The organism is Mesorhizobium sp. WSM4817 (genome assembly GCF_055811135.1).
Window position 1 is genome coordinate 68,374 of the sequence record NZ_JBVVQQ010000021.1, and the last position, 16,261, is coordinate 84,634.

Consider the following 16,261-nt stretch of genomic DNA (forward strand, 5'->3'; position numbering starts at 1 on the left):
GGGTCGGTGACGCGTGGCGAAGGCGCCATCGAGCTTATTCGGAACCGGGTGTCAAGGAACGGCAATCAATGGTGTATATTTGGCAATGGTGTATATTTGGCCTAGGAAGGATATTCGCATGAAGGCTCGTTGGCTATTTACAGGAACAGTTTTCGCTGTCATTGTGCAATCGTCGCTTGCCTGCATGTATAGCCCTGAAGCACATGCCCAAGATGGATCGTTCGATGACTTTCCTTTCTTGGTGCGTTGCGAATTAAGCGGCATCGTTCGTGCTTACTACTTGACCAAAATTGGTCCAGACGGGGTTGCCGTTTATATAACCCCCGACAATCAGGCCGGCACAATCACCATGCGAGGCAAGGCCGAGCCAGTTGGCGGAGATTGGTCGGGAAGTTGCGCCGGAAAAACACTTGAGCAACTAAGGTCGGCAGGCCAAGCGTATGACTTGCCGCATTGATCCCTTGAGACGTCGTTGTTGCTCCGCGTTATGTCGGTTCAAATCCCGTTCCATTTAATCACGAACGGCCATGGCGAGCTTAGATCGCACTTTGGTGCACATGACGGTATTTTCTTTGGCCGCATGTTCGACGGCGCGTCGGTTCCTCAATGCCCGCCCGAAAATACGAGTGTTTGCACCGGAAGAAGGAGCGCCTGGAATCTCAATATGATCGCATGCACCAGCCCGACCGTATCTATGACGTGCAGGAACAGCCAGTGCGCTGTGCCCAAATCTTCCTCGGCAAGTCGGTCGTGATTGTTGGTGTAGGCGTTGGCGATGCAACTGCTGCCTGGAGGCACGCCATCGAACCCTCCCGCGAACAGCGGCTCCAGAAAGACGGTGATCGTTCCGGGCCGGACCACCTGTTGGGCGTCGATCAACTGATCCGACGCCCGAACCTGACCGGTCGCGATGAGATCCTGAACCTCGGTGACCACCATTGGAATGATCGTCAGAGGCATCGAAATACAAGTCGCTTCGGCAACCATGCCGACCTTCATGACCTGGGCTTCGAGCTGGCTGAAGCCCCCTATAAGAGCCTTCCTTCCGGCTTCCGCCGGTATGAGAACTCCGGCGGGCCGCATAATGGGATTTACGATGTCTCCCTTGCGCAGGGTGAATTGCTCCAAAGTGCCGGCGACCCCGGCGTAGACGACGGTCTTGTCCAGTTCGACCTGGGCCTGGGCAAGCGCCGCCTCGGCGCTTTTCTTCTGCGCCGGCAGCACGGACGAAATCTGCGATTCGACGGACTGCTTGCTTGCCATGACCGCGGAAATGGCGGCCTGCCGCCCTTCCACGATGTTGGCGAGCTTTTCGATCTCGCGCTGCGCGACCGTGCTGGCGTTTCGCCGTTGAAGTTCGGTCTTGGTTTCGAGTTCGTCCAAGGCCTGCTTGTACGAGCTTTGCGCTTCCTGAATGCGGGCGTCGGCCCCTACCAGCTCGGTTTTTGCCAATTCGAAACCAGCGTCTATCTCCGATATGCGCCGTCGCGCGGTCTCGAGCGCCGCTTCCTGCTCCGAGCTGTCAAGCCTGAAGATGCGCTGGCCAGCCTCGACCTTATCCCTTATGCCCACATAGACTTCCTCGACGCGGCCGGAGCCTTCGGGGAGGATGGGAATGGTGCGAAAGAACGAAATCGCACTCGACGTCGACGGATGATAGTAGAGAATGAGCGTCAGCAGAATCACTGTCAGAGCTATGCACGCCGTTATCCCGTATCGCAGCTCATACCATACAGAATAGAGCGTGATCTCGTGACCAATCCTCTTTCCCTGTACGAAGCGGCGGACGAGAAAATCGGGCAGGACGGTCAGGACCGAACAAAGCAGAACCTCGATCATCGTTCATGACCTCCCACTGACACCGGCTGGCGCTGATGGCGGTCGGACGGCTCCGGCGCATGCGTCTTGGCGATTTCGTCGCGGGGGTCGCTTCGGGCTTTCTCCAAGGGGGTCGGAGGAGGTACGGCCTCCACTTTGACCGGCGTATAGTTGGCAAGCACCTCGGGAGCCGGCTCAGACGGCGCCTCCGCGGCGGGGGATCGAAACCGCCCCGTCGCCATCCTGGCGAGCGAGTCGGCCATGCTGGCCAGGGGCGTCCAGAAGTCGGGCACGGGGACGAGCGCCAGAAACAGCGCGGCAATCCAGAACGCATGGATGTGGGTGAACAACGCCAGCAGCGACAGCACCGCCACCAGCTGGAACTGGATCTGACTGCCGCCGTGGGACATGCGCTCCGGCAAGGAATGGAGCCAGAAGTACAAACTTCCAATCCCCATCACGGCCAGCACAAGGAAGATGACCGACCCCGTGAACAACACATCGGTCTCGCCGGGGGCCGTTATGAAAGGCGGAAGATGATGCGGCGCCGCCGGATGCATTACCTCGGACATGCCTGCCACTCCCCAATTTCGCTCGTGCGAGGACGCCCGAGCACTAGGCACAGCAACGTCCAGCGCCCAAACTTAAGGATACTCCGTCCGCATCCGAATGCAACTGAAGAGGCCAGCAGTCGCGGAGCCGCCGCCCTACGCAGGACAGCCATCTCGTTGCTATAGCAATGCCAAGGCGACCGCCAAAAGGCTAACGACCAAGGCGGCGAGGCTTGGGACAAGCACGGCGGCTCCCGAGTAGAACGCCAACGCCGCCACCCAGTCGTACGGCCTGTCACCAGCTTGAGACATTGTCAAACCCTTCCGTCCGTTCTGCTCCTTGAGAAAACGCCGTCGGCGGTCGGCGCCTTCCCGCCCTTGGGGCGAGCCTCCTGAGCGGCCGCCTCGCTTTTCCACCCATTACTGACGAAGAGGAACGTCCGCGGCGTCTGAAAGCAGCACCCTTTCGGCGGCTCCGTCGAGATCTTCATATTGGCCGCTGCGCATCGACCACAGGAACGCCGCGAGACCCGCGACGCCCATGCCCAAGGCAATTGGAACAAGCCAGAGGAGATAGTTCATGCCGCCTCCGCCACGTCGAGCCTGCGAAGAGCCGGAGATCCTGCGGGCGGAGGCTCGCCCGGAAGGCGCAATGCGTTGCCGACCACGAGAATCGATGACGTCGACATGGCGACAGCGGCCATAAGGGGCGTAACATGGCCCATCACAGCGAGGGGCACGACCAGAACGTTGTAGGCGATGGCAAGGGCGAGGTTCTGCCGCACCAGCCGGGATGCGTTCCGGGCGACTCTTATGGCATGTGGTACGGCCTCAAGGCTCGTGCCCAGGAAGACAAGGTCGGCAGCATTCCGCCCGATGTCTGCCGCCGACGAGGGCGCCATTGAGACATGCGCGAGCGCGGGGGCATCGTTCAGCCCGTCTCCAACCATAAGGATGCGGCGGCCGGACCGCGCCAGCTCCTCCAGACGCTCGACCTTGTCCTCGGGAAGCGCACCGTGGCGGATTTCCGAGATTCCCAACGCAGCCGCCACCCTGCAAGCCTCCTCCACTCGATCGCCGGACAGCACCTCTGTCGCCAACCCGAGGTCAGTTAGCTTTCGGATGGCACGCGTCGCGCCAGGACGGATTTCGTCGGCAATCGCAAATGAACCCGCAAGCTTTCCGTCTTTCGAAAGCCACGTGGCGGCTTCACTCGGGACGTTGGCCACGCTTGCGGAGACCCAATCCTTCCTTCCTAGCCTGTAAAACGCTTCGCCAACGCGCCCTTCGATCCCGTACCGGCAACTTCGCGGAACCCTTCGGTAGCCACTCTTGCGACTGTCATCGCGGCCACCGCGCGCCCCACCGGGTGCCTGGAAAAGGAGGCGAGTGCTGCGGCGGCCACAACATCTTGCGGAGCTACCGTGTGCCGTTCGACGCGGGCGGCGCCCGTCGTGAGCGTGCCCGTCTTGTCGAAGACCACGGTGTCGGTCTCGGCAAGGCGCTCTAGCGCGCTGCCATCCTTGAGGGTGACGCCGCGATCGAACAGCCGGCGCGCCGCCACGACCTGGACCATCGGCACGGCAAGGCCGAGCGCGCACGGGCAGGTGATGATGAGGACGGAAATCGCAATCGTAACCGATCGATCCCAGTCGCCTGTAAGCAGTATCCAGGCGGCGCAAGTCGCAAGCGCCAGCAGATGGATGACAGGGGAATAGAGCGCGGCCGCGCGGTCGGCGATGCGGCGATAGCGGGCGCGGCCGTGCTCAGCCGCCTCCATCAGCCTGACCACGTCGGCGAGGAAGGAATCCCGTGCACGCCGCTCGGCACGGACAGTGAGCGCGCCATCAAGACTTGGCGCTCCCGAAAGAACGGCGCTGCCCGGCTGCGCGCGTTCGGGCTTGGACTCACCGCTCACCACCGAAACGTCGAGGCTGCCCGCGCCCAGGACAACCGTCCCGTCCACCGGAATGCGTTCTCCGGGGGCTACCAATATCATGTCGCCCGGCTCGATTTCTGTCAGGTCGCGGAACTCGCGGCTTCCGTCCGCCCCGACCACCGCCGCCCCCTCGGCATCAAGCGGGCAAGACCGGTGACGGCGTTCCGCGCCTTCCGCCTCATCGCATGGTCAAGCGTGCGCCCGACAAGCAGAAAGAAGATCAACGACGTTACCGCATCGAAATAGGCGTGAGGTCCTCCGACAGACGTGTCGTAGAGGCTCAAGCCCAGAGCCAGCAGGATTCCGACTGAGATGGGAAAGTCCATGCTGGCGGTGCGCTTCATCGCCAAATTCCACGCCGAAACGAAGAATATCCGCCGGAATAGGCGACGGTGGGGACGGCCAGCAGCGCCGAGATCAAGTAAAATGCATTTCGAGTTCCCTGATCTGCGCCAGACCAGACGGACACCGACAGCAACATGATGTTCATGGCGGCGAATCCCGCCACGGCTGTGGCCCGCAGCAGCCGCGACAACTCGGCATCGCATGCGCCGTCTTCCGTCTCCGTGAGGAAGGCATCGTATCCGACAGCCTTCAGGGCGTCGAGCATCGGAGGGACACGACCTTCATTCCTCCACTTCACGCCGACACGTCGGGACGTGAGATTCACTCGTGCCGCGATGATTCCGTCGAGACTTTGCAGCGCGCCTTCGATCGCAGCTATGCAGGCAGCGCAATGCGCTTGCGGTACCGAAAACTGGGTCTGGAAAGCGCCATCCCCCATGTCGCGCCGCACGCGTCCACAGAAGCAGGAGCAAACACAGTAGTAGGCCCGTGAAGAAGACTGTGCGCCGCCGGTGGGGCGCACCAGGAGCATCGAGGCGAGGCCGATGGCGCGTCCTTCCTCCATTGCCCGGCTCTTTTCATACAGGCCTAGCGCCAAAAAGGGGGCCACGATCATGAACCCGGCAAGCGCCGGAAACAGAATGTAGTCACGACCGAATCCGACAAGCGTCCAAACGAAGGCGTCGGACAGGAGAAAGACGACAATCCCATAGGCCAGGCTCGACGCGGGCCGGATCCAGAAATCCCGCCAGCCCGCAGAGAGCCAGCGGAGTCCCTCGAAAAGCGGCAGTCCCCGGTCGAGGCGCCGGTCGCGCGTTTCGCCAATGCCCGAGGTCTCGCTGAGCAGCCAATACGACTTGTCGGTCTCGCTCATCTCACTCCTCCTCTCCTGTCGAGACAGACGCCGGCGCTGCTTCGCGGGTTGATTTCGCTCGTTTTCGCCGTGTTCGACATGTGCCCGTCGCTACGCCGTCCGCCGCCGAATTGCGTCCCCGCGACAATCTGCCCTTGTGCCTTCACCCGTCTGGACAAAAACGGGCTTCACGCATAAACCGAAGGCCAATTGCCGGAGGAATTCGCTAGCCTGTTCGCCATGCGCTGTCGGGTTGGCGTGAAAGAGCGGGGAGCAAGCCTCGGCCACCGGCACGGAAGAGGCGAAAGGATCAGGCACCCGTGAGCGCAACCGACATCCAGGATCCCAACCGTCGTGATTTTCTCTACGTCGCCACGGGCATGGCCGCGGTGGTCGGCGCGGGTGCCGTCGCTTGGCCGTTCATCGACCAGATGCGCCCGGATGCCTCGACGCTGGCGCTGGCCTCGGTAGAGGTCGACGTCTCCTCGCTGACTCCGGGAACGTCGCTTGTCGTGAAATGGCGCGGCAAGCCGGTGGTGGTGCGCAATCGCACCGAACAAGAGATGAAGGACGGCGAGGCGGTCAATCTGGCCGAGCTCAAGGATCCGCTCGCTCGCAACGCCAATCTGCCGGCCGATGCGCCGGCGACCGACGCCAACCGCACCATGCCGGGCAAGGAGGCCTGGATGGTGATGGTCCAGGTCTGCACCCATCTCGGCTGCATTCCGCTCGGCCAGGAAGGCGAGTTCGGCGGCTGGTTCTGCCCGTGCCACGGTTCGACATACGATACCGCCGGCCGCGTCCGCGGCGGACCGGCGCCGGAGAACATGTCGGTGCCGGTATTCCAGTTCATTTCCGACACCAAGATCCGTATCGGCTGAGGCGAGGGGACATTTCGATGAGCGAGGGACACTCGACCTATACGCCCAAGACCGGTATCGGACGCTGGGTCGACGCCCGCATGCCGCTGCCGCGGCTGGTCTATGACAGCTTCGTCGCCTATCCGGTGCCGCGCAACCTCAATTATGCGTGGACCTTCGGCGGTATCCTGGCTCTCATGCTGGGGGCGCAGATGCTGACCGGCATCGTGCTGGCCATGCACTACGCGGCGGACAGCAGTCTCGCCTTCGATTCGGTCGAGAAGATCATGCGCGACGTGAATTCGGGCTGGCTGTTGCGCTATCTGCATTCGAACGGCGCGTCGTTCTTCTTCGTCGCCGTCTACATCCACATCTTCCGCGGCCTCTATTACGGCTCCTACAAGGCGCCGCGCGAGCTTCTGTGGATCCTCGGCTGCATCATCTATCTCCTGATGATGGCGACAGGCTTCATGGGCTATGTGCTGCCCTGGGGACAGATGTCGTTCTGGGGCGCGACCGTCATCACCGGCTTCTTCACCGCCATCCCGCTGGTCGGCGAATGGATCCAGCAGCTTCTGCTCGGCGGCTTCGCCGTGGACAACCCGACGCTGAACCGCTTCTTTTCACTGCACTATCTGCTGCCGTTCATGATCGCCGGCGTCGTCGTGCTGCATATATGGGCGCTGCATGTGGTCGGCCAGTCGAACCCGACCGGCATCGAGGTCAAATCGAAGACCGATACCGTCGCCTTCACCCCTTACGCGACCATCAAGGACGCGTTCGGGATGCTGGTGTTCCTGTTCATCTTCGCCTATTTCGTCTTCTACCTGCCGAACTTTCTCGGCCATCCGGACAACTACGTCGTCGCCGACCCGCTGAAGACGCCGGCCCACATCGTGCCGGAATGGTACTTCCTGCCGTTCTACGCGATCCTGCGCGCCATCACCTTCAATATCGGGCCGATCAACTCCAAGCTCGGTGGCGTGCTCGCGATGTTCGGCTCCATCGCCATGCTGTTCCTGGTGCCGTGGCTCGACACCTCGAAAGTGCGCTCGGCGGTCTACCGGCCCTGGTACAAGCTGTTCTTCTGGCTGTTCGTGATTGATGCCGTCCTGCTTGGTTGGCTGGGCTCGCAGCCGGCCGAGGGCAGCTATGTCTTCATGGCGCAGATGGCGACATTGTTCTACTTCGCCTTCTTCCTGGTCGTGCTGCCGGTGCTGGGCCTGGTCGAGAAGCCGCGGCGATTACCGAACTCGATCACCGAGGCAGTTCTCGAGAAGAACAAGGCTGGCGGTGGCGGGCATCCGGCTCGCGCGACAGCCGCGCCGGAAACCAAGGGCTGAGCATGACCCCGAAAAGTGGAGACCGGTTTTCGGACAAGATCATGCTCGAGACGACGACAGCGCGCCAGAGAATCTCAAGGGGATTTGGTATGAAGACGATTCTCACCTCGCTGGCGCTGCTCGGCCTTGTGCTGGCAGGCACTGCGGCCGCGACCACCGGGGCGATCGCCCAGGAGGAGGCGCACAGCGAAGCCGCGCCGACGCATTTCCCGATACACCAACCGAAGGAGATGGACTGGAGCTTCGCCGGACCTTTCGGCACCTACGACAAGGCGCAGTTGCAGCGCGGGCTGAAGGTCTTCAAGGAAGTTTGCGCCACCTGCCATTCGATGAAATTGGTGGCGTTTCGCACGCTGGAAGATCTTGGCTATTCGGAAGCGCAGGTCAAGGCGCTGGCCGCCGAGTACACGATCAACGATGGTCCCAACGATGCCGGCGACATGTTCGAGCGTCCCGGCATACCGTCCGACCATTTCCCGGCGCCGTTCCCCAACGATCAGGCAGCAGCGGCCGCCAATGGCGGGGCTGCGCCGCCCGATATGTCGCTGCTGGCCAAGGCGCGCGGCGTCACGCGCGGTTTTCCGCGTTTCGTCTTCGACATCTTCACGCAATACGCCCAGGGTGGTCCCGACTACATCCACTCGCTGCTGACTGGCTATGACGAGCAGCCGCCGGCGGGCATGGAGATACCGGAAGGCACCCACTACAATCCGTACTTCATAGCCGGCGTCTCGCTGAAGATGCCCAACCCGCTTTCCGACGATCAGGTGACCTATGACGACGGCTCGCCGCAGACGGTCGACCAGTATTCCCGCGACGTGTCGGCCTTCCTGATGTGGGCAGCCGAGCCGCATCTGGAAGCCCGCAAGAAGACCGGCTTTCGCGTGCTGGTTTTCCTGTTGCTGTTCGGTGCGCTGGTCTATTTGACCAAGCGCAAGGTGTGGGCCGGCGTGGCGCACTGAGCTACGGAAAACCACCAAATCAAAAAGGGCGTCGAAGGGGCGCCCTTTTTGCATGTTCTGAGGACTGCCTCCGAAGACGCCTCCGAAGGTAGCCGGCTCCAGTCCTTTGCCGGACAATTTTCTTCCAGGCGCCACATCGCGGTAGCCGTCGCCGACCGCGCCGGGTTACGATCGGCCAAAATTCCCTTTCATGTCTTCAAGTCGGACGAACGCCCGGAGAGCCGCCCCATGAAACCTTCGCTCGAAGACACGCTGGTTGCCGCGATCCGCACCATTCCAGACTATCCGAAGCCGGGCATCCTGTTTCGCGACATCACCACGCTGCTAAGCAATGCGCGCGCCTTCCGCCGTGCCATCGACGAGCTGGTGCATCCCTATGCCGGCCAGAAGGTCGACAAGATCGCCGGCATCGAGGCGCGCGGTTTCATCCTTGGCGGCGCCGTCGCCCACCAGCTCTCGGCCGGCTTCGTGCCGATCCGCAAGAAGGGCAAGCTGCCTTACGAGACGGTGCGCGTCGCCTACAGCCTCGAATACGGGCTGGACGAGATGGAGATGCACAGGGATGGCGTGTCTCCGGGTGAGAAGGTGATCCTCGTCGACGATTTGATCGCCACCGGCGGCACGGCAGAGGCAGCGGTCAAGCTGCTGCGGCAGATCGGCGCCGACATCCTCGCCGCCTGCTTCGTCATCGACCTGCCGGACCTCGGCGGCCGCGACAAGCTCGAGGCGCTCGGCGTGCCGGTCAGGACGCTGATCGGGTTCGAAGGGCATTGAGAGAGTGTTCTGCCTTCTCCCCTTGTGGGAGAAGGTGGCCTCGCGAAGCCGACGTCGGATGAGGGGTGCTGCATGGAGTGCCGCAGTGCCAAGCTGGAGCACCCCTCATCCGTCTCGGCGCTACGCGCCGATCGACCTTCTCCCACAAGGGGAGAAGGAAGAAACTATTCCACCTTCACCAGCACGGCGCTTTCGAACTCGATGACCTTGTCGCCGGTCGAATCGAAAGCTTCCGAGCGCAGTGTCAGCACTCGCCAGCCCGGCCGCGATGCGATGGGGCGGTGGGCAAGCGCGGTGCGGGTGAAGGTCACGGTTTCTCCGGCATAGACGGGTTTTAGCCATTTGAGGTTCTTGAAGCCGGGCGATGGCCCGAATTCGGGGGCGGGCCCACCGCCGGCCCAGCTGATGCCTTCGGCCTCCACGCCGGTCTCGAGGTTCAGCTTCATCCAGGTTGCAGCTGTGTGCCAGCCGGAGGCGCACAGGCCGCCGAACACGCTGTTCTTCGCCGCCTCTTCGTCGAGATGGAATATCTGCGGATCGTATTTCCTGGCGAACGCCTTGATCGCCTCGGGCTCGAATCTATGCGAGCCGAGGGTGACGGTGACGCCGATGCAGAAGAACTCGTCCAATGTCATGAGCGGCCCTGTGCGGCATCACGGGCGAGGAACATGACCGTGTTCTCGAGTTCGAAGACGCCTTCGCCACGCTGGTTGAAAAGCTCGCTGCGCAAAGTGACGAGGCCGAGCTGGGGCTTGGACCTGGACAGACGTTTGGCAAGGACGGTGGTGCTGCCGCTCAAGATGTCGCCGGCCAGCACCGGCCTCTTCCACCGGACCTGGTCGACCCCGGGGGCGCCTTGCGAGGTCGAGTCCAGCAGGAAGGCGTCGCACAGCATGCGCATGAACATCGCGCAGGTGTGCCAGCCGGAGGCCGCCAGCCCGCCAAGGATGCTGGCCCTGCCCGCCGCCTCGTCGAGATGCATCGGCTGCGCATCGAACTCTTGCGCGAATTCGACGATCTCGGCCGCACTCACCAGCTTCGTGCCGAGGTCGAGCGAGGCGCCCTCGACGAAATCCTCATAGGCCCAGGTCTTTTCATAGGCCCCAGTCTTTTCATGGGCCGAGGTCTTTGCGTTCTTTCCGGTCATGGTCTGGAATCCGGTTCAAGATTGTACGATCGCCACGGTGGTTTCCCGGATGCAGGCGGGGCGGTCAAGTCATTTCTGGTGCGCCAGGCCATCACGCCCAACCCAATAGAAGCTCCGAAGCCTCTAAAGCCAGCCGCGGCGGCGGAAATACCAGAAGGGCAGGATAGCCGAGAGGATCATCAAGCCGATGGCGAAAGGATAGCCGAAGTTCCAGGTCAGTTCAGGCATGACGTTGAAATTCATGCCGTAGATCGAGGCGACCAGCGTCGGCGGCAGGAAGATGACCGCGGCGACGGAGAAGATCTTGATGATGGCGTTCTGCTCGATCGAGATCATGCCGAGCGTTGCGTCGAGCAGGAAGTTGATCTTCTGCGACAGGAAGGTGGCGTGGTCGGCGAGCGACAGTACATCGCGCGACAAGGTCTTGATGCGGGCGCGGATGTCCTTGCTCATCTTGGTCTGGGTCGAGGCGTGGGTGAGGAAGCCGGCGAGCCGCTGCAGCGAGATCAGGCTGTCGCGGATCGAGGAGGCGATGTCCTCCTTGCGGCCGATCGCCTTCAGCAATTCCTGAAAATCGCGATTGCGCTTCGACGCCTTGGTCGAGCTTGGCTGGAAGATGTCGCGCGAAATCGTCTCGATATCGCGGCCGGCACGCTCCAGAATGTCGGCGAGGCGGTCGACGATCGCCTCCAGCAGGCCGATCAGGATGGTGTCGCCGCTGGTGCAGCCGGTCGCCACCTTCTCGGCGCGCTGCGGAAAGGTCTTGAAGGCCTTCGGTTCGTGGTAGCGCACGGTGATCAGCCTGTTGCCGGCCAGCACGAAGGTGACCGGCGACATCAGGGGATCGTCGGCCTCGGTCTGGGCCGGCAGAATGGCGGTCATGAAATAGGCGCCGTCCTCGACATAGAGGCGGCTCGAAATCTCGATCTCCTCCATCTCCTCGCGCGTCGGAATGGCAACACCGAGCCACGCCTCGATCGCCGCTTCCTCTTCCTTTGTCGGGCTCACAAGATCGGCCCAGACGACCTGGTCGCTGTTTGCCAGGAGATCGTCGGCAAGGCGCAGGCGATCATTGTCGACGACGAATGCCTTGATCATCGCCGGGTCTCCCTTGCTGAGGCCAAAAAGGATGGGTTGGAGCGGGCGCGTCGTTTCGGATTGCACCGGGCGGGCGCAGGGCGCCGGGTGCAGACGCCCCTTAGACCGGGCATTGTGGGCAGTCAAGCGACGCGGGCGGGGCCGCGCGGCTCTCCCTTCTCCGCTTGTGGGAGAAGGTGGATCGGCGCGCAGCGCCGAGACGGAAGAGGGGTGTTGCACGGAGTGCCGCGGTGCCAAGCTGGAACACCCCTCATCCGACCGAGCTTCGCTCGGCCACCTTCTCCCACAAGGGGAGAAGGAGAAGGCGCCCCACCTTCTCCCAAAAGAGAAAGGGAGAAGGAAGCGCTGGTCAGCTCAGGTGTTGAACTTGAACAGCATGATGTCGCCGTCCTGGACGACATACTCCTTGCCTTCGTCGCGCGCCTTGCCGGCTTCCTTGGCCGCCACTTCGCCGCCCAGCGTGACGAAGTCGTTGTAGGCGATGGTCTGGGCGCGGATGAAGCCGCGCTCGAAATCGGTGTGGATGACGCCTGCTGCCTGCGGCGCCTTGGCGCCCTTGTGCACGGTCCAGGCGCGCGTCTCCTTCGGCCCGACGGTGAAATAGGTGATGAGCTGCAGCAGCTCGTAGCCGGCGCGGATGACCTTGTTCAGGCCGGGCTCGTCGAGCCCCAGCGTCGCCAAAAATTCCATTTCCTCTTCGTCGCTAAGCTGCGCGACCTCGGCCTCGATCGCCGCTGAAATCACCACGGTGCGGGCGCCCTGCACGGCAGCCATCTGTTCGACCGCTTTGGTGTGTGCGTTGCCGGTGGCAGCATCGGCCTCGGCGACATTGCAGACATAGAGCACGGGGTGCGATGTCAGCAGGTTCAGCCCCTGCAGGATGCGCAGATCCTCCGCGGAGATATTTTTGAGCAGGATGCGGGCCGGCTTGCCGGCCTGCAGGAGTTCAAGGGCGGCTTCCATCATCGGAAGCACGGTCAGCGCCTCCTTGTCCTTGCCGGAAGCGCGCTTGCGGAACTGCACGATGCGGCGCTCGAGGCTGTCGAGATCGGCGAGCATCAGTTCGGTCTCGACGGTTTCGGCGTCGGCGACGGGATCGATGCGGCCCTCGACATGGGTGATGTCGTCATCCTCGAAGCAGCGCAGCACATGGACGATGGCGTCGACCTCGCGGATATTGGCCAGGAACTGGTTGCCCAGCCCTTCGCCTTTCGAGGCACCGCGCACCAGGCCGGCGATGTCGACGAACGAGATGCGGGTCGGGATGATCTCCTTCGACTTGCCGATCGCCGCGATTTTTTGCAGGCGCGGGTCGGGCACCGCGACTTCGCCGGTGTTCGGTTCGATGGTGCAGAACGGATAGTTGGCGGCCTGTGCCGCCGCCGTCCTGGTCAGCGCGTTGAAAAGCGTCGACTTGCCGACGTTGGGCAAGCCAACGATGCCGCATTTGAAACCCATTTTTATCCGGTCCTATCGGGAAATCGAAATTTGATGAGGGCTATGGGCGAAAGGGGTGACGAACGTCAAGCCCTGCAGCCCCGATCCGTGGCCAGGCTCAATCCTTGCCGCCAAACAGCTTCTTCAGCATGGCGGCCATCGGGCCGGTTTCGGGCAGCTTGGCCGCCGGTTGCTGCGGCCGCGCCTGGCGAACGTGGCTTTGTGCTTTCGGCGCCTTGGGTGGCGGGCGGTCGTCGTCGCCCGTCGGTGTGAGCTTGTCGCGCAAGGCCAGCGTCACGCGATTCATGAAGGAATTGTCGTCGCCCTTGGCAAGCAGTCCGGCATCGTCGGCGATGGCGTCGAGCAGCACGTCCAGCCACTCGCGGTCGCTTTTGGCGAAATCGCCAAGCACATGGCCATGCACCATTTCCTTGACGCCGGGGTGGCTGACGCCAATGCGCACACGGCGGAAATCCTTGCCGACATGCTGCTCGAGCGAGCGGATACCGTTGTGGCCACCGGAACCGCCGCCGACCTTGACCCGCACCTTGCCGGCGGCAAGGTCGATCTCGTCATAAAAGACGGTCAGCGCCGAAGCGTCGAGCTTGTAAAAGCGCAGGGCCTCGCCGACCGACTGGCCGGACAGGTTCATGAAGGTCTGCGGCTTGATCAGGACGATTTTCTCGCCGGCAAGCGTGCCTTCGGCGACCAGGCCCTGGAACTTTTTCGACCAGGGCGAGAAGGAATGGCGGCGGGCGATTGCGTCCGCCGCCATGAAGCCGACATTGTGCCGGTTGTCAGCGTATTTCGCGCCCGGATTGCCGAGGCCTGCAAACAGCAGCATCGTCACCTCCGAGCGGAAAGGATTACTTCTCTTCGTCGGCAGGAGCCGCTTCGGGTTCAGCCGCTTCGACCGTCTCTTCAGCCTCCGGCTTCATTGCCGCGGAGCCGGCTATGGTCGCGACGGTGAAGTCGCGGTCGGAGATCACCGGCTTGACGCCGGCCGGCAGCTTGACCGCCGAGATGTGGATCGAATCGCCGATATCGGTGCCGGTGAGATCGACGGTGATGAATTCCGGGATCGCATTGGCCGGGCAGTGGAACTCGACCTCGTGACGCACGATGTTGAGCACGCCGCCGCGCTTGATGCCGGGCGACTTGTCCTCGTTGATGAAGTGGACCGGCACGTCGACATTGACTTCGGTGTCCTTGCCGATGCGCAGGAAGTCGACATGGACCGGAAAATCCTTGACCGGGTCGAGCTGGTAGTCCTTCGGCAGGACCTGGATCTTCTTGCCGTCGACATCGATCGTGGCGATCGTGGTCAGGAACCCGCCGCCATGGATCTTGTAGTAGATGTCCTTGTAGGTCAGCGCAATCGCCAGGGGAGGCTGCTTGTCGCCGTAGATTACTGCAGGCACTTTACCGTTGCGGCGAACTGCACGGGCGGACCCCTTACCGACCTGTTCGCGCGCTTCGGCCTTGAGCTCGTAAGAAGCTTGGCTCATGGCATTTCCTTTCGCGTTGTTCTGGAGCGTTCGCGGCCGGCGAGATGCCTGGGCCGTAAACGTCGAAAGCTGTCATGGCCTTACATGATCTGGTCCAAAATCTTTTTTGGGATCACGTGAGGCCGGACAGCCTTCCGCCGCGTTGCCTCCAAGGGTGTCTACGCGGGTGGCGGCTCTATAGCGGAAGGTGGGGCGGGGTGCAAGCCAAAGGCGGGTGGCGAAGGCGGGTGGGCAGTGTCTCGCTTTTGAATTTCGTGCTTGCTCCCGCATTTGCAAAATATTGGGGTTGTGTCCTGAAAGCCGACCGCAATCGACCAGTATCAGATCGGGAACAGGTGTGCGGAAAACAACGCAGCGGCATACAGCCCGACGCCGAAGGACAGATGAGTGATGAGGCCGCGCAGACGCGCGGTGCTCGGATTGGGCGTTTTCGAGGCTGCAATTCCGGCTCCAAAGGCTGGCTGCATTATGAAAAACGGGGCAACGACAGTGGACATGCCGACAACAAGGGCGGGAAGCAATGTCGGGTCTCGTGCCCAGTCGAGGCCCCATACTGCCATCAGCAATGCAGCAAAGACGATGCCGATCGCGTAATGCGCGACCCAGCCAACAGGCGTTTCGCCGCGAATTCGGGGCGCCTGCGCGATATTCGCATGTGCGAAACGTCCTCGCGGAAAGTGGCCGATCCAGCGGCCGACCCAGGCATAATCAAGCGGCGGAATCGCCAACGTTCGTTTCAGAAACAATCCCCAAAGATCCATCACCGCCGTCGCCCCCGTTCCGATCGCGGCTGCGCGGACAACGAACTCCAACTGCTCGTTCATTTCCATGCTCCTGTCTGGTCCATGCTCCTGTCTTGGGCGTCCGACACTAGCCGGTTGAAATAAGACATTCAATGTATTGATTGATCGTTTGATTGATTGTACCATGCAATCGATCAATATGAAAAACGCAGATGTCCATCATCCGATCTTTGACGAGATAGCCGATCTCGCCCGCACGCTGGGGCATGCACACCGGCTGGTTCTTCTGCGCCACATTGCCGACGGCGAACTGGCCGTGGAGCAGCTGACGCAACTTTCCGGGATCGCCTTGGCCAACACGTCGCAGCATCTTCAACAGCTCAAGCGGGCCGGCTTGGTGCAGACCCGGCGAGACGGGAAACGCGTGCTTTATCGTCTGGCCGATGGTCCGATCGAAAACGTGCTTGGGGCCCTGCGCAGCCTTGCGAACCACAGGCGCGAGCAAATCCGCGAGCTTATCGATGACACAATGAGCCGGCCGGACAGGCTGGAGAACATCTCGCGCGAGGAACTGGTGCGCCGCATACGGGACGACGAAATCGTGCTGCTCGACGTCCGGCCGCAAGAGGAATACGCGGCCGCGCATTTGCCGGGTGCGATCAACATTCCCGCGGGTGAGCTGGAAGAACGACTTGCGGAGCTTCCACGAGAGAAGGTCATCGTCGCCTATTGTCGTGGTGTCCAGTGCGTTCTCTCTGCCGACGCGCTGGCAATCCTGAGGGCGCGAGGCTGGGCATCACGTCGGTTCGAAGGTGGCTTTCCCGAGTGGCTGGCCTCAGACCTTGATGTCGACGGCATGAACTACGAAAGCGGCTGACAGAGC

General features: G+C 62.2%; 18 protein-coding genes and 1 pseudogene. 6 read left to right on the forward strand and 13 right to left on the reverse strand.

Features of this window, described 5'->3' with window-relative positions:
- Nucleotides 1-118: 118 nt before the first annotated feature.
- The gene (locus tag AC0L2K_RS25120; RefSeq protein WP_128247208.1) at nucleotides 119-457 is read left to right on the forward strand and encodes a hypothetical protein; all 339 of its coding nucleotides are present in this window, start codon (nucleotides 119-121) and stop codon (nucleotides 455-457) included.
- A 146-nt stretch (nucleotides 458-603) separates the two neighbouring features.
- Here AC0L2K_RS25120 and AC0L2K_RS25125 read toward each other — a convergent pair whose 3' ends face one another.
- From AC0L2K_RS25125 to AC0L2K_RS25150, 6 genes and pseudogenes are all read right to left on the reverse strand, one after another.
- The gene (locus tag AC0L2K_RS25125) at nucleotides 604-1,839 is read right to left on the reverse strand and encodes an HlyD family secretion protein (protein ID WP_023799913.1); all 1,236 of its coding nucleotides are present in this window, start codon (nucleotides 1,837-1,839) and stop codon (nucleotides 604-606) included.
- Nucleotides 1,836-2,390: a hypothetical protein gene (locus tag AC0L2K_RS25130; protein ID WP_287171584.1), complete on the reverse strand. Its 555-nt coding sequence runs from the start codon at nucleotides 2,388-2,390 to the stop codon at nucleotides 1,836-1,838. The genes AC0L2K_RS25125 and AC0L2K_RS25130 overlap by 4 nt, the downstream gene beginning before the upstream one ends.
- Nucleotides 2,391-2,789: 399 nt before the next feature.
- Nucleotides 2,790-2,951, reverse strand: a complete 162-nt coding sequence (gene ccoS, locus AC0L2K_RS25135; RefSeq protein ID WP_128247209.1) for a cbb3-type cytochrome oxidase assembly protein CcoS — start codon at nucleotides 2,949-2,951, stop codon at nucleotides 2,790-2,792.
- Nucleotides 2,948-3,703 (reverse strand): annotated as a pseudogene (locus tag AC0L2K_RS25140) (HAD-IC family P-type ATPase); the annotation flags it as partial. The gene ccoS and the pseudogene AC0L2K_RS25140, both read right to left, overlap by 4 nt.
- A complete protein-coding gene (locus AC0L2K_RS25145; RefSeq protein ID WP_473532582.1) occupies nucleotides 3,625-4,428 on the reverse strand; it encodes an HAD-IC family P-type ATPase in 804 nt (267 codons plus the stop codon). The pseudogene AC0L2K_RS25140 and the gene AC0L2K_RS25145, both read right to left, overlap by 79 nt.
- A 220-nt stretch (nucleotides 4,429-4,648) precedes the next feature.
- Nucleotides 4,649-5,527 carry a DUF2189 domain-containing protein gene (locus AC0L2K_RS25150; protein ID WP_473532583.1) on the reverse strand — a complete coding sequence of 293 codons (879 nt, stop codon included), beginning with the start codon at nucleotides 5,525-5,527 and terminating at the stop codon, nucleotides 4,649-4,651.
- A 299-nt stretch (nucleotides 5,528-5,826) separates the two neighbouring features.
- Between AC0L2K_RS25150 and petA the strand changes: the two genes are divergently transcribed.
- From petA to AC0L2K_RS25170, 4 genes are all read left to right on the forward strand, one after another.
- A complete protein-coding gene (petA, locus tag AC0L2K_RS25155) occupies nucleotides 5,827-6,387 on the forward strand; it encodes a ubiquinol-cytochrome c reductase iron-sulfur subunit (RefSeq protein WP_027151039.1) in 561 nt (186 codons plus the stop codon).
- Nucleotides 6,388-6,404: 17 nt separating this feature from the next.
- On the forward strand, nucleotides 6,405-7,709 hold the full coding sequence (locus AC0L2K_RS25160) for a cytochrome b (protein ID WP_128177051.1): 1,305 nt from the start codon (nucleotides 6,405-6,407) through the stop codon (nucleotides 7,707-7,709).
- Nucleotides 7,710-7,798: 89 nt separating this feature from the next.
- A complete protein-coding gene (locus tag AC0L2K_RS25165; RefSeq protein WP_287137019.1) occupies nucleotides 7,799-8,671 on the forward strand; it encodes a cytochrome c1 in 873 nt (290 codons plus the stop codon).
- Between the two features lie 228 nt (nucleotides 8,672-8,899).
- Nucleotides 8,900-9,445 carry an adenine phosphoribosyltransferase gene (locus AC0L2K_RS25170; RefSeq protein ID WP_287230762.1) on the forward strand — a complete coding sequence of 182 codons (546 nt, stop codon included), beginning with the start codon at nucleotides 8,900-8,902 and terminating at the stop codon, nucleotides 9,443-9,445.
- 164 nt (nucleotides 9,446-9,609) lie between these two features.
- Here AC0L2K_RS25170 and AC0L2K_RS25175 read toward each other — a convergent pair whose 3' ends face one another.
- The 7 genes from AC0L2K_RS25175 to AC0L2K_RS25205 form a co-directional block, all read right to left on the reverse strand.
- On the reverse strand, nucleotides 9,610-10,080 hold the full coding sequence (locus tag AC0L2K_RS25175) for a MaoC family dehydratase (RefSeq protein ID WP_023799902.1): 471 nt from the start codon (nucleotides 10,078-10,080) through the stop codon (nucleotides 9,610-9,612).
- A complete protein-coding gene (locus AC0L2K_RS25180; protein ID WP_287230760.1) occupies nucleotides 10,077-10,592 on the reverse strand; it encodes a MaoC family dehydratase in 516 nt (171 codons plus the stop codon). The genes AC0L2K_RS25175 and AC0L2K_RS25180 overlap by 4 nt, the downstream gene beginning before the upstream one ends.
- 123 nt (nucleotides 10,593-10,715) lie before the next feature.
- Nucleotides 10,716-11,690 (reverse strand): magnesium/cobalt transporter CorA, encoded by a 975-nt coding sequence (corA, locus tag AC0L2K_RS25185; protein WP_027151044.1) that lies wholly within the window; start codon nucleotides 11,688-11,690, stop codon nucleotides 10,716-10,718.
- 354 nt (nucleotides 11,691-12,044) lie between these two features.
- Nucleotides 12,045-13,148, reverse strand: coding sequence for a redox-regulated ATPase YchF (gene ychF, locus AC0L2K_RS25190; RefSeq protein WP_287230758.1), 1,104 nt, complete (start codon nucleotides 13,146-13,148; stop codon nucleotides 12,045-12,047).
- A gap of 97 nt (nucleotides 13,149-13,245) precedes the next feature.
- Complete coding sequence (gene pth, locus AC0L2K_RS25195; RefSeq protein ID WP_023799896.1) at nucleotides 13,246-13,971, reverse strand: aminoacyl-tRNA hydrolase; 726 nt, start codon at nucleotides 13,969-13,971, stop codon at nucleotides 13,246-13,248.
- 22 nt (nucleotides 13,972-13,993) lie between these two features.
- Nucleotides 13,994-14,635 carry a 50S ribosomal protein L25/general stress protein Ctc gene (locus AC0L2K_RS25200; RefSeq protein ID WP_023799895.1) on the reverse strand — a complete coding sequence of 214 codons (642 nt, stop codon included), beginning with the start codon at nucleotides 14,633-14,635 and terminating at the stop codon, nucleotides 13,994-13,996.
- A gap of 320 nt (nucleotides 14,636-14,955) precedes the next feature.
- Nucleotides 14,956-15,465, reverse strand: coding sequence for a DUF2938 domain-containing protein (locus AC0L2K_RS25205; protein WP_473532584.1), 510 nt, complete (start codon nucleotides 15,463-15,465; stop codon nucleotides 14,956-14,958).
- Between the two features lie 70 nt (nucleotides 15,466-15,535).
- Here AC0L2K_RS25205 and AC0L2K_RS25210 point away from each other — a divergent pair, with 70 nt between their 5' ends.
- Nucleotides 15,536-16,255: an ArsR/SmtB family transcription factor gene (locus AC0L2K_RS25210; RefSeq protein WP_473532585.1), complete on the forward strand. Its 720-nt coding sequence runs from the start codon at nucleotides 15,536-15,538 to the stop codon at nucleotides 16,253-16,255.
- The last annotated feature ends 6 nt before the right edge of the window (nucleotides 16,256-16,261 follow it).

What these genes read in the sequence shown, in the direction of transcription:
- AC0L2K_RS25120 (WP_128247208.1), top strand. Translation starts at nt 119, where the DNA reads ATGAAGGCTCGTTGGCTATTTACAGGAACAGTTTTCGCTGTCATTGTG.
- AC0L2K_RS25125 (WP_023799913.1), bottom strand. Translation starts at nt 1,839, where the DNA reads ATGATCGAGGTTCTGCTTTGTTCGGTCCTGACCGTCCTGCCCGATTTT.
- AC0L2K_RS25130 (WP_287171584.1), bottom strand. Translation starts at nt 2,390, where the DNA reads ATGTCCGAGGTAATGCATCCGGCGGCGCCGCATCATCTTCCGCCTTTC.
- ccoS (WP_128247209.1), bottom strand. Translation starts at nt 2,951, where the DNA reads ATGAACTATCTCCTCTGGCTTGTTCCAATTGCCTTGGGCATGGGCGTC.
- AC0L2K_RS25150 (WP_473532583.1), bottom strand. Translation starts at nt 5,527, where the DNA reads ATGAGCGAGACCGACAAGTCGTATTGGCTGCTCAGCGAGACCTCGGGC.
- AC0L2K_RS25160 (WP_128177051.1), top strand. Translation starts at nt 6,405, where the DNA reads ATGAGCGAGGGACACTCGACCTATACGCCCAAGACCGGTATCGGACGC.
- AC0L2K_RS25165 (WP_287137019.1), top strand. Translation starts at nt 7,799, where the DNA reads ATGAAGACGATTCTCACCTCGCTGGCGCTGCTCGGCCTTGTGCTGGCA.
- AC0L2K_RS25170 (WP_287230762.1), top strand. Translation starts at nt 8,900, where the DNA reads ATGAAACCTTCGCTCGAAGACACGCTGGTTGCCGCGATCCGCACCATT.
- AC0L2K_RS25175 (WP_023799902.1), bottom strand. Translation starts at nt 10,080, where the DNA reads ATGACATTGGACGAGTTCTTCTGCATCGGCGTCACCGTCACCCTCGGC.
- AC0L2K_RS25180 (WP_287230760.1), bottom strand. Translation starts at nt 10,592, where the DNA reads ATGACCGGAAAGAACGCAAAGACCTCGGCCCATGAAAAGACTGGGGCC.
- corA (WP_027151044.1), bottom strand. Translation starts at nt 11,690, where the DNA reads ATGATCAAGGCATTCGTCGTCGACAATGATCGCCTGCGCCTTGCCGAC.
- ychF (WP_287230758.1), bottom strand. Translation starts at nt 13,148, where the DNA reads ATGGGTTTCAAATGCGGCATCGTTGGCTTGCCCAACGTCGGCAAGTCG.
- pth (WP_023799896.1), bottom strand. Translation starts at nt 13,971, where the DNA reads ATGCTGCTGTTTGCAGGCCTCGGCAATCCGGGCGCGAAATACGCTGAC.
- AC0L2K_RS25200 (WP_023799895.1), bottom strand. Translation starts at nt 14,635, where the DNA reads ATGAGCCAAGCTTCTTACGAGCTCAAGGCCGAAGCGCGCGAACAGGTC.
- AC0L2K_RS25205 (WP_473532584.1), bottom strand. Translation starts at nt 15,465, where the DNA reads ATGGAAATGAACGAGCAGTTGGAGTTCGTTGTCCGCGCAGCCGCGATC.